The sequence below is a fragment of the Burkholderia sp. B10 genome (genome assembly GCF_004368385.1).
GTDB classification, from domain to species: domain Bacteria; phylum Pseudomonadota; class Gammaproteobacteria; order Burkholderiales; family Burkholderiaceae; genus Burkholderia; species Burkholderia vietnamiensis.
On the sequence record NZ_PQMX01000004.1, the window covers coordinates 106,244 to 119,774 of the forward strand.

A 13,531-nucleotide genomic window follows, 5' to 3' on the forward strand; every position below is an offset into this window, starting at 1 on the left:
CCACTACCGAATGGACTTCGACGTAATCGTTCTAGGCGCCGGCATCGTCGGCGTCAGCGCCGCGCTGCACCTGCAGGATCGCGGCCGCAAGGTCGCACTCGTCGACCGCGCCGCGCCCGGCGAAGGCACGAGCTTCGGCAACGCGGGGCTGATCGAGCGCTCGTCGATCGAGCCGTATCCGTTTCCGCGCAGCCCGTTCACGCTGATGCGCTACGCGCTGAACCGCTCGACCGATCTCTACTGGCACAGCGCGTCGCTACCGGCGTTCGCGCCGTGGCTCGCGCGCTTCTGGTGGGAATCGGCGCCGCTGCGCCACGCGGCCGCGTCGCGCGACATGCTGCCGCTGATCGAGCGCTGCATCGCCGAGCACGACGCGCTGATCGCGCGCGCCGGCGCAGGCGAGCTCGTGCGCGCGAGCGGCTGGATGGAAGCGTTCCGCACGCCTTCCGCGTTCGAGCGCGCCGTCGCCGATGCGGGCCTCACCGCGCGCCGCCACGGGCTCGGCATCAAGCCGCTCGACGCCGCAGCACTGCGCGCCAAGGAACCGAGCCTCGCGGCCGGCTTCTGCGGCGCACTGCACTGGCTCGATCCGAAAAGCGTCGTCGATCCGTCCGCGCTCGTCAAAAGCTATGCGCAGCTGTTCGTGCAAGGCGGCGGCACGCTGCTCACCGGCGATGCCGCGAGCGTCGACGCGCTGTCGCCCGGCTGGCAGGTCATGACCGACCAGGGCAAGATCGCCGCGCCGGCGATGGTCGTCGCGCTCGGCCCGTGGTCCGATACGGTGTTCGGCAAGTTCGGCTACAAGATCCCGCTGCGCGAGAAGCGCGGCTATCACATGCACTACGCGCCATCGGAGCGCGGCACGCCGTCGGCGCCGATCGTCGATCGAGAATACGGCTACGTGATCGCACCGATGCGGCGCGGCTTGCGGCTCACCACGGGCGTCGAAATCGCGCGCCGCGGCCTGCCGCCGACCGGCGTGCAGCTCGATCGCGCGGAACGCATCGCGCGTCCGGTGTTCGGCTTCGGCGAGCGGCTCGATCCGCAGCCGTGGCTCGGCTTTCGCCCGTGCACGCCCGACATGCGGCCGGTGATCGGCCCCGCGCCCGCGCATCGCGGGCTGTGGTTCTCGTTCGGGCACAACCATCACGGGCTCACGCTCGGCCCCGTGTCCGGCCGCTTGCTGGCCGAGATGATGACCGGCGAAACGCCGTTCACCGATCCGACGCCCTACCGCGCCGAGCGCTTCTGACGCCGGCGGCCTGCGCTCAGTCGAGCGCGCGGCCGAAGATCTCGATCACTTCGTCCAGATGCTCGGCCATCGCGCGACGCGCGGCCGCCGGGTCGCGCGCGCGAATCGCGTCGAGGATCGCGCGGTGCTCCAGCTCCGACCGGTGCGGCATGTCGTTCGGCATGTAGAGCGACTGCAGCCGCTGGAACATCGGATCGTATTTGTGCGCGAGCAACTGCTTGATCATCAGCGCATAAGCGGCGTTGTCGCTCGCCTCCGCGATCCGGATATGAAACAGGCGATCGCCCGGATGCGTGAGCGACCCGCTCCGGTTGTCTTCCTGGTTGCGCAGGAACGCGTCGCGAATCCCCTCGATCTGCGCGTCCGAGCCGTGCTGCGCGGCGAGCGCCGCCGCCTCCGGCTCGATCAGGCGGCGCGCCTGCAACAGCGCGAACGGCGGGATCTCGGTGTCGAGGTCGAGCGCGATGCCGAGCTCCGGATCGATCTCGACGATCGAGAACGGCGCGACCTTCGCGGCGGCAAGCGGCTGCGGCGCGGCAGCGGCCTCGCGCTGGCGCACCTTCACGCCGTCGCCGACGCGCACGCTGACGAGCCCGTTGACCTCGAGCGCGATCAGCGCCTCGCGCACCGACGTGCGCGACACGCCGAACCGCTCGGCCAGTTCGCGCTCGGGCGGCAGGTAGCTGCCCGGCGGGAAATCGCCGGACTCGATCATCGCACTGAGCTTGTCGGCGATCTGCTGGTACAGGCGGCGGTTCTGAATCGGCTGGATGGACATACTTCGATACGGATGAGCGGTTGTTTTGCGAACGGTCCGACGCATCGAGCGCCGGGCCGTGCGCGCCTATTCTATATGCCGGCCATCGCATCGCCCGGCACCGCATAGCAGCGCGCGGCCGTGCCGCCCCACAGCGCGTCGCGCTCGGCCGGAGACAGCCGCGCGGCGGCCCAGCGCTCGACCAGCGACGCCACTTCGTCATACGACGCCGCGAGCAAGCACACGGGCCAGTCCGATCCGAACATCAGCCGCTGCGGGCCGAACGCGTCGAGCGCCGCATCGAGGCATTGCTCGATGTGGCGCAGGTCCGGCGCGCACAGGCCGCGCCGCCAGTCCGCCTCGGTCACGAGCCCCGACAGCTTGCACACGACGTGCGGCAGCGCGGCCAGCTCGCGCAATTCGGCACGCCAGCGCGCGAACGCCGTCGCGTCGCGCTCGAATTCGGCGAGCGCCGGCTTGCCGGCATGATCGAGCACGAGCCAGTGCGCGTCGTGCCGCGCGCAGAACGCGCGCAGGTCGCGCAACTGGCGCTCGAACACCAGCACGTCGTATACGTAGCCATGCTGTTGAAGCCACGCGACGCCGCGATTGAACGCGGGCTGCCCGACGAACGCCGCGACGTCGGCTTCGTCCTGCAGCTGATGGCGAAAGCCGCGCAGCTTTGGGCTGCGCCACGCGGCGACGCGCTCGGCCAGCTCCGGCGCCGCGAGATCCTCCCAGCCGACCACCGCCGCGATTCGCGCGTCGTCGCGCGCGAGCTCGAGCAGGAACGCCGTCTCGTCGCGCCCGGCGCGCGCCTGCACCGCGATCGACGCAGCGAGCGCATGCGCGTGCATCTGCGGCCACAGCGCAGCGGGCAGGTAGTCGCGGGCGAGCGCGTCCATTGCCGGGCCGATCCACGGATAGTCGGCCGCGCGATAACGCCAGAAGTGCTGATGGGAATCGATACGCACTGCGCTCATGGTGTCCTCGTGCTTCACCTCGCGTCGTCGCCGCGCGCAGCATCGCCGCGCGCCGCATGACGCTCAGTCGTACAGCACCGCCGTGATCTTCGGGTCGTCGATGTTGGTCTTGTCGTACCAGTAGAAGCCGGTGTCGATGACCTTCGGCAGCTTTTCGCCCTTGATCGCCTTCACCGCGGCTTCGACCGTCTTGTAGCCGATCCCGACCGGGTTCTGCGTGATCGCGCCGGCCATCAGCCCGCTGCGGATCGCGTCCTTCTGCTGCTTGCCCGAATCGTAGCCGATGATCACGACCTTGCGCTTCATCTCGCGCACGCCGTTGACCACGCCGATCGCCGAGCCCTCATTGGTGCCGAACAGACCCTTGAGCTTCGGATACGCCTGCAGGATCGACTTCGTGACCTCGGTGGACTTCAGCTGGTCGCCTTCGCCGTATTGCACGGTCACCACCTGCACCTTCGGATGCGCGGCCTTCATCCGTTCGAGAAAGCCGTCGCGGCGGTCGATGCCGGTGCGGCTCGTCTGGTCGTGCGCGACCACGGCGACCTCGCCTTCGTCGCCGATCAGCGCGGCGAGCTTGTCGGCCGCGAGCGCGGCGGCCGCCTTGTTGTTGGTCGCGGCGGTGGTCACCGGAATGTCGCTGTCGACGCCCGAGTCGAACGCGATCACCGGAATCTTCTCGGCCTGCGCCTTCTTCAGCAGCGGCAGCGCGGCCTTGCTGTCGAGCGCCGCGAAGCCGACCGCGGCCGGCTTCTTCGCGATCGCCGCGGACAGCATGTCGATCTGCTTGTCGACCATCGCCTCGGTCTCGGGGCCTTCGAACGTGACCTTCACCTTGTAGTCCTTCGCCGCCTGCATCGCGCCGGCTTTCACGGCCTGCCAGAACTGATGCTGGAAGCCCTTCGAGATCAGCGGGATATAGGCTTCCTGCGCATGCGCGCCGGCCGTCACGCCGACGGCGAACGTCAGCCCGGCGATCGCGTTCAACACCTTGCTCCTGATCACTTCGCGTCTCCTTGGTTGTATCGACTGAAATGCCGGCCCGGCCGGCGATGAAGCGCATGCGGGTTTGCGTTTCTGCGTTCTTTCGTGCATCAGCGGCGGCGCCGGCGCAGGATGTCCACGTAGACGGCGAGGATGATGATCACGCCCGTGACGACCGTCTGCCACTCCTGCGCGACGGACATGATGCGCAGCCCGTTGGTCAGCACGCTCATGATGAACGCGCCGATGATGGTGCCGACGATGCTGCCCGAGCCGCCCGACAGCGACGTGCCGCCGATCACGACCGCCGCGATCGCATCGAGCTCGTAGCCCTGGCCGAGCGCGGGCTGCGCGGAGTTCAGCCGCGACGCGATCAGCAGCCCGGCGATTCCGCACACGGCGCCGCCGAACGTGTAGACGGCGATCTTCCACGCATCGACGTTCACGCCCGACAGCCGCAGCGCTTCCTCGTTGCTGCCGAGCGCGAACGTGTAGCGGCCGAACAGCGTGCGGTTCAGCACGATCGACGCGCCAATCGCGACGACGAACAGGATCAGCACCGCGTTCGGAATCGGCAGCGCGGGGATCACGCTGCCGATCAGCGAGTCCTGCGCGATCGACGTGAAGCCGGGCGTGTCGTTGAAGTAGATCGGCCGCGTGCCGGAGATCACGAGCGACAGCCCCTTGAGCAGCATCATCATGCCGAGCGTCGCGATGAACGGCGGCACCTTCATCTTCGCGATCACGAAGCCCGACACGCAACCCGACAGCGCACCGCAGCCCAGTGCGGCGACGATGCCGAGCGGCAGCGGCATTCCCCAGTTGGTCAGCACGACGCCGGCCATCACCGCGCAGAACGTCATCAGCGTGCCGACCGACAGGTCGATGCCCGACGTGATGATCACGTACGTGCACGCGACAGCGAGCACGCCGTTGACGGCCGTGGCCTGCAGAATCGCGACGAGGTTGTCGACCTCGAGGAAGTTCGGCGACGCGAAACCGAAGAACACGATCAGCAACACGAGGCTCGCGAACGCGAGCAGCTTCTGCCGCGCGGCCGGGTTGAACAGGCGCGACTTCAGGTTCGCGGCGCCGGCCGGCGTGTCGGCGGACGCGAGGGGCGGAACGGGATGCGTATCGTTGGACATGATCGGAGTGGACACCTGAATCAGGACAACACGGTCGACTCGCGCTGCGTCGCGAGCTGCATGATCTTTTCCTGCGTGGCGTCGGCCGCGCGCAGCTCGCCGGTCACGCGCCCTTCGCACATCACGAGAATCCGGTGGCTCATGTGCAGCACCTCGGGCAGCTCCGACGAGATCATCACGATCGCCTTGCCGTCCGCGGCGAGCGCGTCGAGCAGCTTGTAGATCTCGCTTTTCGCGCCGACGTCGATGCCGCGCGTCGGCTCGTCGAAGAACAGGATGTCGCAATCGCGCAGCAACCACTTCGCGATCACGATCTTCTGCTGGTTGCCGCCGGACAGCAGCCGCACCGGCTGCGCGACCGACGGCGTGCGGATCGCGAGCTGCCGCACGTACGCGTGCGCGGCGGCGCGCAGCGCGCGCGCGTCGACGAACATGCCGCGATGCACGAAGCGCGGCATGCTCGACAGCGCGATGTTGTTCTGCACGTCCATGCCGAGCGCGAGCCCGAAATGCTTGCGGTCCTCCGACAGGTAGCCGATCCCGTGCGCGACCGCATCGGCCGGCGTGCGGATCGTCACCGGCTTGCCGTGCACGCGAATCTCGCCCGCGTCGACCGGGTCCGCGCCGAACACCGCGCGCGCGACCTCGGTGCGGCCCGCGCCCATCAGCCCCGCGAAGCCGAGAATCTCGCCGCGCCGCAACGTGAAGCCGACGTCGCGGATCGCGCGGCCGCGCGACAGCCCGCGCACTTCGAGCGCCACGTCGTTCGCGGACGTATCGGGCGGCGTGCGCGGCTGCGTATCGAGCTGGCGGCCGACCATCATCGCGATGATCGCGTCCATCGACGTATCGGCCATCGGCACGGTCGCCACCCATTTGCCGTCGCGCATCACCGTCACGCGATCGGCGATCTGGCGCAGCTCGTCCATCTTGTGCGAGATGTAGACGATGCCGACGCCGTGCGCCCGCAGGTCGCCGATGATGCGGAACAGCTCGGCGATTTCCGCGTTGTTCAGCGCGGCGGTCGGCTCGTCCATGATCAGCACGCGCGAGTCGAACGACAGCGCCTTCGCGATCTCGACCATCTGCTGCTTCGCGACCGTCAGCCGGCCGACCGGCGTGCGCGGATCGAGAGCGAGCCGCATCCGCGCGAAGATCGCGGCCGCGTCGCGGTTGAGCCGGTCCTCGTCGATGAACACGCCGAAGCGGCCGCGCGGCTCCCGGCCGATGAAGATGTTCTGCGCGACGCTCAGGTGGTTCATCAGGTTCAGCTCCTGATGGATGATGCCGATGCCGAGCGCCTGCGCCGCGCGCGGCTCGGCGATCTCCACCGCGCGGCCGTCGATCCGGATCTCGCCGCCGTCCTTCTGATACACGCCGGCGAGGATCTTCATCAGCGTCGATTTGCCCGCGCCGTTCTCGCCCATCAGCGCATGCACTTCGCCGGCGCGCAGGTCGAAGCGGCAGTCGTCGAGCGCGAGCACGCCGGGAAAGCGCTTGCTGACGCCGCTCAACGCGATCAGCGGCGGCGCGTCGTTAGGGTTCGGGTCTGCTCGCATCGGTTGCCGCCGTCAGTCGATCGCACGATCGAGATGCGTGTAACCGCCGTCGACGAACAGCCACTGGCCGGTCGTGTGCGACGCGCGCGCCGACAGCAGGAACACGGTGGTATCGGCGATCTCTTCCGCCGTCGTGAAGCGCTTGCCGAGCGGCACCCTGGCGGCGATTGCGGCGAGCTTCGCGTCCGGATCGTCGAAGCCGGCGATCCAGTTGCGGTACAACGGCGTCATCACCTCGGCCGGAATCACCGCGTTGACGCGCACGCCGTCGTCGCGCAGCGCGACGGCCCATTCGCGCGTCAGCGCGAGCTGCGCGCCCTTCGACGCGCAATAGCCGCTCGTGTTGCCCTGCCCGGTGACGGCCGTCTTCGACGAGATGTTGACGATCGCGCCGCGCGTCGCCTTCAGGTGCGGCACGCAGTGATGCGCCATCGCGTAGTAGTGGATCAGGTTGCGCTCGAGCGACGCGACGAACGCGTCGCGCCCGGCGTCGAGCCCCACGCCGTCGTTGACGCCCGCGTTGTTGACGAGCCCGTCGATGCGGCCGAAGCGCGCGACGGTCTGCGCGACGCCGTCGCGGCACTGCGCGTCGTCCTGCAGCTCGACGCGCACGCACACGGCGCGCGGCTGCTTCCGTTCGACCGCACGCAAAAAGCCGTCGTCCGGGGCGTGGCGCGCGAACACCACCGGAATCGCGCCTTCGTCGGCCAGCCGCAACGTGATCGCCGCGCCGATGCCCGATGCGCCGCCGGTCACGATCACGACCTTGTCCTGCAGATCCAGATCCACTTCGCGTCTCCGTCGTTCGTGTCGTTCGTATCGTCCATCTCGTCGCGCGACGTCGTGCGACGCCGCGCCGCCTGCACCCTGCGTCAGCCGCGGAACCGGTACTGCTCCAGCGAGTCGGGCTTCATCTCGATCGAGAAGCCGGGCGCGGTCGGCGGCATGTAGGCCGCGCCGCGCACGATGCACGGCTCGACGAAATGCTCGTGCAGGTGATCGACGTATTCGGCCACGCGCCCTTCCTTCGTGCCCGAGATGCACACGTAGTCGATCATCGACAGATGCTGCACGTATTCGCACAGCCCGACGCCGCCCGCGTGCGGACACACCGGCAGCCCGTATTTCGCGGCCAGCAGCATCACCGCGAGAATCTCGTTGACGCCGCCGAGCCGGCACGCGTCGATCTGCACGACGTCGATCGCGCCGCGCGCGATGAACTGCTTGAACAGCACGCGGTTCTGGCACATCTCGCCGGTCGCGACCTGCACGGGCGCGATCGCGTCGCGGATCTTGCGATGCCCTTCGACGTCGTCGGGGCTCGTCGGCTCCTCGATGAACCACGGCTTCGCGAACGCCAGCTCGCGCACCCAGTCGATCGCCTCGCCGACTTCCCACACCTGGTTCGCGTCAATCATCAGCTTGCGCGCCGGGCCGATCACGTCGCGCGCGATCGACACGCGGCGGATGTCGTCGTCGAGGTTCGCGCCGACCTTCAGCTTCACGTAGTCGAAACCGGCGTCGACCGCCTCGCGGCACAGGCGCCGCAGCTTGTCGTCGCCGTAGCCGAGCCAGCCGGCCGAGGTCGTGTAGCACGGGTAGCCGTCACGCTCGAGCGCCGCGATCCGCGCGGCCTTGCCCGGCGCCTGGCGGCGCAACAGGTCGAGCGCCTCGTCCAGCGTGAGGCAGTCGGTCAGGTAGCGAAAGTCGATCGCGCGCACGATCTCTTCCGGGCTCATGTCGGCCACCAGCCGCCACAACGGCTTGCCCACCGCCTTCGCCCACAGGTCCCACACCGCATTGACGACGGCGCCCGTCGCCAGATGGATCGCGCCCTTGTCGGGGCCGATCCAGCGCAACTGGCTGTCCGACGTCAGGTGCCGCCAGAAGCGGCCCATGTCCTCGTGGATCCAGTCGAGATCGAGGCCGACGACGAGGTGACGCATCGCCTCGATCGCCGCACAGCAGATCTCGTTGCCGCGCCCGATCGTGAACGTGAGCCCATGGCCCGCGAGCCCGTCGCGGTCGGTTTCGAGCACGACGTAGGCGGCCGAGTAGTCGGGGTCCGGATTCATCGCATCGGAGCCGTCGAGCTCGCGCGAGGTCGGAAAGCGCACGTCGAGGACGCGCATCGATCGAATGACAGGCATGGCGAACGCTCCGTTAAAGGGTTTCAGGCCTGCACGGTACGCTGGCGCTGCTCGCCGAGCCCGTCGATGCCGAGCGTGATGACCTGCCCGGCGCGCAGATAGACGGGCGGCTTCTGCCCGAGGCCGACGCCCGGCGGCGTGCCGGTCGAGATCACGTCGCCCGGCTGCAGGCTCATGAAGCGGCTCAGATAGCTGATCAGGAACGGCACGCGGAACACCATCGTCGCGGTCGAGCCGTTCTGATAGCGGTGGCCGTCCACCTCGAGCCACAAGCGCAGCGCGTGCGGGTCCGGCACTTCGTCGGCCGTGACGAGCCACGGGCCGAGCGGGCCGAACGTGTCGTTGCCCTTGCCCTTGTCCCACGTGCCGCCGCGTTCGAGCTGGTACTCGCGCTCCGACACGTCGTTCACCACGCAGTAGCCGGCGACGTGCGACAGCGCATCGGCTTCGTCGATATAGCGGCCGGGCCGGCCGATCACCACGCCGAGCTCGACTTCCCAGTCGGTCTTCTCGGAGCCGCGCGGAATCTCGACGTCGTCGTTCGGCCCGCAGATCGCGCTGGTCCATTTGCCGAACACGACGGGCTCCTTCGGCACCTCCATGCCGGACTCGGCCGCGTGATCCGAATAGTTCAGGCCGATGCAGATGAACTTGCCGACCCGGCCGACACAGGCGCCCAGCCGCGGCGTGCCGTCGACGAGCGGCAGCGACGCAGGATCGAGCTCGCGCAGCCGCGCGAGCGACGCGGGCGTGAGCGCGTCGCCGGCGACGTCGTCGATCACGCCCGACAGGTCGCGGATCCTGCGCTGCGCATCGAGCAGCCCCGGTTTCTCGTGGTGTTTGTCGCCAAATCTCAGCAGTTTCATGTCGTCCCAGCGAAACGGAAGTGGATGGAAAGGTGCGGGCGGCCGCCGCGGTCAGTTCGACCAGCCGCCGTCGATCACGTGAATCGTGCCGGTGGTGAACGACGCTTCGTCGGACGCGAGATACGCGGCGAGCGCGGCCACTTCGTCGGCGGTGCCGATGCGGCCCATCGGCTGGCGCGCGACGAAGGCCGCGCGCACGCTGTCGGTCGACACCTCGCGTGCGCGCGCCTGCTCGGCGATGCGCTGTTCGAGCGACGGCGACGCGATCGTGCCGGGGCAGATCGCGTTGCAGCGAATGCGCCGTTCGACGAAATCGGCGGCGACCGACTTGGTGAGGCCGATCACGGCCGCCTTGGTCGTGCCGTAGACGAAACGGTTCGGCACGCCCTTCACGCTCGACGCGGCGGACGCCATGTTGACGATCGACGCGCCGCCCGCCTCCAGCATCGCCGGCAGCAGCGCGCGGATCAGCCGGTACATCGACGTGACGTTCAGATCGAACGAAAACGCCCACGCGCGCTCGTCGCAGTCGAGGATCGAGCCGTGATGCACGAAGCCCGCGCAGTTGAACAGCACGTCGAACGCGCGTTCCCGCGCTGCCAGCGCCGCCACGTCGGCCGCAGCGGTCACGTCGAGCCGGCGCGTGGACAGCCGGCCGCCCGCACGTTGCGCATCGGCCGCGAGCTGCTCGAGCGCGGTGTCGTTGATGTCGGTCGCCAGCACGTCGGCGCCCTCGCTTGCGAACCGCAGCGCGGTCGCGCGGCCGATGCCCTGTCCAGCCGCCGTCACCAGCGCACGCTTGCCCTGCAATCTCATGAGCCCCTCCGGGAGAGCCGGTCGAGCCGGCCGATTGGCACAAAGGACCAAAGGTCCAACCAATCTTAGGAAGAGAATCCGGATTTGTCACGAACGTGGGATTCAGTGTTTTCCCGAGCGACAAAATCGGTCGCCAAACAGCGGAGAAGTCGGGAAACGAGCCTTCGCCGCGCCGCGCGATTGCCCGCAACGCCAATAGGCATGCGGCTCGCGCCGATTGGCGCGCGCGCGCCGCGAGTGCGGCCGGCACGAAACTGACAAAAAAGTCATGTTCGCGTCAGGCTGGCAACCGGGCGCGCACGGGATCATGGCGTCGTCGGCCGCGCCCTACCGGTCCACCGCAGCGTCCGCCGCCAAGTGCGGCGGGCATCTCCGTCCCCCGCGGGGTCCGACGTGCCCGGGCGAGCGGGCACGTTGGCGCGGGCCGATTTCGCGCCCCGGACGTTTAAGTCCGGGGCGCTTTTGTCGTGGGCGTTTTACCCGAAAACGCGCCCTCATTGTTTCTAAATCGGCAAAAGGTAATTTGAGCCAAACAGGATGTTTTTTCCCGTCACAGACGCTTACATTTAGCGCACCACTCATGGAAACCGCTACGGATTCGCGCTCGGGTAGTGACATCCACTGCCATCGACGAAACCGCACTGCGCTTTAGGAAACGGCAAAATGAAGGCACCCCAATCCATGCCTGCGCTTGATCCCGCCGACGTCCACGTCGAAATTCTCGAACGTTCCGATACGCTGCTGGTGGTTCGCTGGGTCGAACCCGGCCGCTGCCATTACGGCGAACAGCGCTGGCGCCGCCGCTTCGCGCAACGCACCGGCACCTGCGCGCTGTCGCGCCAGGTGATCCAGCGCGGCGACGAAGTGTTCCGCCCGGCCGAGCGCCCGGCGCCCGCCAACGCGGCCGCGATGATCTCCGCGGCCGAAGTGCTCGCGCTGGCCGGCAACCGCTAAGCGCGCGACGGCGCCGCCACGTCGGCGGCTGCGCGACGCGCAAGCGGCGCGCCGATTCCCCGTCTCTGCTGCCTGTGTCATCCGACGCGCACGCCGTGGGTATCCGCACGCACGGGCGTCGCGCCGGCATGCAGCCGAGTCGGCCGACGTGACGTCGCGGCGCGCTGCGACTCATTGCACAGGCGGAAACGAAAGCACGATGAAAGGCTGGATCGGCGCCGCACTGTTACTCATCAGGAAACAATCTATCGTCAAAATCAGCGTTTACCCTGAACGACCCGGTGACTAAGATTCAACCCAATCGCTGCAGACATGGTGTCGCAAGCGAATCAAATAAAACACCGGAGGTCATCATGAAATCGCTCGTTTCCGCAGTCGTTGCCGCTGTTGCGCTGTCCGCTTCGTTCGGCGCGTTCGCTCAAAGCAGCGTGACGCGTGCGCAAGTGCGCAACGAACTGGTTCAGCTCGAAAAGGCCGGCTACAAGCCGGGCCTCGCGAGCCCGTATTACCCGACCGACATCCAGGCCGCCGAAGCGCGCGTGCACGGTGCGGACGCCAGCGGTTACGGCGCGCAGCCGGCGCCGGTCGTCCATTCGGGCGCCCCGGCGGCGGCAACGTCGTCGAACGCCCGCGACTCGGTTTTCTTCGGCCAGTAAGCCGACGCGCCCTCGGCGGGCGCACAGCGCCTGGCGCGCTGAAGCAGTACCCGGACGAGCCCGTCAAGCGGGCTCGTCTTGTTTTGCGATACGCATACCTCCGCCGCCCGGCAACGGGTGGCTTCGCCCGGACGCACCGCGTCCGGGCGCTTTTTCCCCGCCGAGGTAGATGCGGCCAAGCCGTGCGCCGTCAACGCGGCGCGGCCACGGCGCCCAGCGTTCGCGACAACACGCGCCAGCGCGACAGCAATTCGTCACGATCGACGTAACACCCTTGCAGATGCCGGCGACCGGTCGCCGGATCGAACTCGGTGCGCGCATGCAGCACGCGGCGGTTGTCGAACGCCCACATGTCGCCCGCGCGCAGCCGGCGCTGCACGCGAAACCGCGGCTCGCGCGCCAGCACGAGGAAGCGCCGGTACGCGCGATAGACGGCGGCGACCGCATCGGCCGGCGCATCGAGCGGCCCGCGCAGGAAGTTCGCGACGCGCACCTCGCTGACGTTGCCGCGCGCATCGAGCCCGATCACGGGCGCGGAGCAGCGATAGTCGCCGTGCGCGCTCTTGTTCCAGAACTCGAACGGCGTCGACACGAGGCGCTCGAAATCGGCCGGACGTTCGCGTCGCAGTGCGTCGGCGAGCGCGAAGCCGTCGATGAACACGCTGTCGCCGCCCGTCGCGTCGTTGGCGAGGCAATGCAGGAACTGCACGCCCGGCTGCAACTCGCGGGTCGGCAGATCGGTATGCGGCGGCAGGTTCAGCGACGTGTATGCATTGCTGTCCGGCCGCGGCTTCGATTCGACGTCGAACAGCACGCCGAAATTGCTCTCGCGGATCAGGCCGACGCGCCGCGCGACGTCGGCGACCCGCCCGCGCTCGGCCGGCACGCCCTCGACGAGCGTCAGGCCGGTGCGCTGCAATGCGCCGAGCCATGCGTGCAACGCGCCGTCGTCGTCCATCAGATCGCGCCACGCGAACACGCCGAGCGCCGCGGCATCGTCGCCGAGCCATACGTGCGGCCCGTGCGCCGCGTGGCGTTCGGCGCGCGATGCGTCGTCATATGCATGTGTGCGCAACCAACCGGGCGACCACGCGCTGCGATGCCCGTCGTTCCATTCGACGTGCAGCGCGCCGTCGCGGTCGACGTGCACGACGCGCGCGGACAGATCGGCGCGCGCATCGGCGATCTCGAACACCTGCTCGCGCGTCAGCGCATGCACGCACGCGGCGCACGCGCAGTTGTCGCGCAGCCAGTCGAAGTGGAACGGCGAACGGCGCGCGTCGCTCCACTCGACCTCCACCGCGGCGTCGCCGAGCGTCGCCGCGGCGATCGTCGCGTCGGCGGAAAAGGTCCGCCAGTCCTCGATACGGTGTTGCGCTGCCTGCATCGTTGCCTCCCGGAAACGC

The 13,531-nt window shown here is 68.6% G+C and carries 13 protein-coding genes; 3 read left to right on the top strand and 10 right to left on the bottom strand.

The features are described 5' to 3' along the window. Positions 1 to 10 precede the first annotated feature (10 nt). Positions 11 to 1,252, top strand: a complete 1,242-nt coding sequence (locus C3Y15_RS03470; RefSeq protein ID WP_014723941.1) for an FAD-binding oxidoreductase — start codon at positions 11 to 13, stop codon at positions 1,250 to 1,252. Between the two features lie 16 nt (positions 1,253 to 1,268). On the opposite strand, the gene C3Y15_RS03475 is transcribed toward C3Y15_RS03470, so the two are convergent. The 9 genes from C3Y15_RS03475 to C3Y15_RS03515 form a co-directional block, all read right to left on the bottom strand. Continuing rightward, positions 1,269 to 2,030 carry a FadR/GntR family transcriptional regulator gene (locus C3Y15_RS03475; RefSeq protein ID WP_069246429.1) on the bottom strand — a complete coding sequence of 254 codons (762 nt, stop codon included), beginning with the start codon at positions 2,028 to 2,030 and terminating at the stop codon, positions 1,269 to 1,271. Between the two features lie 71 nt (positions 2,031 to 2,101). Beyond that, positions 2,102 to 2,992 (bottom strand): amidohydrolase family protein, encoded by an 891-nt coding sequence (locus C3Y15_RS03480; RefSeq protein WP_059734154.1) that lies wholly within the window; start codon positions 2,990 to 2,992, stop codon positions 2,102 to 2,104. 63 nt (positions 2,993 to 3,055) lie between these two features. Beyond that, entirely contained in the window at positions 3,056 to 3,997 is a 942-nt protein-coding gene (locus tag C3Y15_RS03485; protein WP_011880733.1) for an ABC transporter substrate-binding protein, read from the bottom strand. Positions 3,998 to 4,086: 89 nt separating this feature from the next. Beyond that, entirely contained in the window at positions 4,087 to 5,124 is a 1,038-nt protein-coding gene (locus C3Y15_RS03490) for an ABC transporter permease (protein WP_011880734.1), read from the bottom strand. Between the two features lie 20 nt (positions 5,125 to 5,144). Continuing rightward, entirely contained in the window at positions 5,145 to 6,683 is a 1,539-nt protein-coding gene (locus C3Y15_RS03495) for a sugar ABC transporter ATP-binding protein (RefSeq protein WP_014723944.1), read from the bottom strand. A gap of 12 nt (positions 6,684 to 6,695) precedes the next feature. Next, positions 6,696 to 7,472 carry an SDR family oxidoreductase gene (locus C3Y15_RS03500; protein WP_011880736.1) on the bottom strand — a complete coding sequence of 259 codons (777 nt, stop codon included), beginning with the start codon at positions 7,470 to 7,472 and terminating at the stop codon, positions 6,696 to 6,698. 83 nt (positions 7,473 to 7,555) lie between these two features. Then, a complete protein-coding gene (locus C3Y15_RS03505; protein ID WP_014723945.1) occupies positions 7,556 to 8,833 on the bottom strand; it encodes an L-fuconate dehydratase in 1,278 nt (425 codons plus the stop codon). Positions 8,834 to 8,856: 23 nt separating this feature from the next. Next, a complete protein-coding gene (locus C3Y15_RS03510; RefSeq protein ID WP_011880738.1) occupies positions 8,857 to 9,699 on the bottom strand; it encodes an ureidoglycolate lyase in 843 nt (280 codons plus the stop codon). A 51-nt stretch (positions 9,700 to 9,750) separates the two neighbouring features. Continuing rightward, positions 9,751 to 10,515 carry an SDR family oxidoreductase gene (locus C3Y15_RS03515; protein ID WP_011880739.1) on the bottom strand — a complete coding sequence of 255 codons (765 nt, stop codon included), beginning with the start codon at positions 10,513 to 10,515 and terminating at the stop codon, positions 9,751 to 9,753. Between the two features lie 663 nt (positions 10,516 to 11,178). Between C3Y15_RS03515 and C3Y15_RS03520 the strand changes: the two genes are divergently transcribed. After that, complete coding sequence (locus C3Y15_RS03520) at positions 11,179 to 11,469, top strand: DUF3331 domain-containing protein (protein ID WP_011880740.1); 291 nt, start codon at positions 11,179 to 11,181, stop codon at positions 11,467 to 11,469. A gap of 353 nt (positions 11,470 to 11,822) precedes the next feature. Continuing rightward, positions 11,823 to 12,125 carry a DUF4148 domain-containing protein gene (locus C3Y15_RS03525; protein ID WP_069246428.1) on the top strand — a complete coding sequence of 101 codons (303 nt, stop codon included), beginning with the start codon at positions 11,823 to 11,825 and terminating at the stop codon, positions 12,123 to 12,125. Between the two features lie 190 nt (positions 12,126 to 12,315). On the opposite strand, the gene C3Y15_RS03530 is transcribed toward C3Y15_RS03525, so the two are convergent. Further along, on the bottom strand, positions 12,316 to 13,512 hold the full coding sequence (locus C3Y15_RS03530) for a TauD/TfdA family dioxygenase (RefSeq protein ID WP_069246427.1): 1,197 nt from the start codon (positions 13,510 to 13,512) through the stop codon (positions 12,316 to 12,318). Positions 13,513 to 13,531 lie beyond the last annotated feature (19 nt).

Excerpts from the sequence above, each read along its gene's own strand:
- C3Y15_RS03510 (WP_011880738.1), bottom strand. The coding sequence starts at position 9,699 with ATGAAACTGCTGAGATTTGGCGACAAACACCACGAGAAACCGGGGCTG.
- C3Y15_RS03520 (WP_011880740.1), top strand. The coding sequence starts at position 11,179 with ATGAAGGCACCCCAATCCATGCCTGCGCTTGATCCCGCCGACGTCCAC.
- C3Y15_RS03470 (WP_014723941.1), top strand. The coding sequence starts at position 11 with ATGGACTTCGACGTAATCGTTCTAGGCGCCGGCATCGTCGGCGTCAGC.
- C3Y15_RS03505 (WP_014723945.1), bottom strand. The coding sequence starts at position 8,833 with ATGCCTGTCATTCGATCGATGCGCGTCCTCGACGTGCGCTTTCCGACC.
- C3Y15_RS03495 (WP_014723944.1), bottom strand. The coding sequence starts at position 6,683 with ATGCGAGCAGACCCGAACCCTAACGACGCGCCGCCGCTGATCGCGTTG.
- C3Y15_RS03490 (WP_011880734.1), bottom strand. The coding sequence starts at position 5,124 with ATGTCCAACGATACGCATCCCGTTCCGCCCCTCGCGTCCGCCGACACG.
- C3Y15_RS03515 (WP_011880739.1), bottom strand. The coding sequence starts at position 10,515 with ATGAGATTGCAGGGCAAGCGTGCGCTGGTGACGGCGGCTGGACAGGGC.
- C3Y15_RS03525 (WP_069246428.1), top strand. The coding sequence starts at position 11,823 with ATGAAATCGCTCGTTTCCGCAGTCGTTGCCGCTGTTGCGCTGTCCGCT.
- C3Y15_RS03530 (WP_069246427.1), bottom strand. The coding sequence starts at position 13,512 with ATGCAGGCAGCGCAACACCGTATCGAGGACTGGCGGACCTTTTCCGCC.
- C3Y15_RS03480 (WP_059734154.1), bottom strand. The coding sequence starts at position 2,992 with ATGAGCGCAGTGCGTATCGATTCCCATCAGCACTTCTGGCGTTATCGC.
- C3Y15_RS03475 (WP_069246429.1), bottom strand. The coding sequence starts at position 2,030 with ATGTCCATCCAGCCGATTCAGAACCGCCGCCTGTACCAGCAGATCGCC.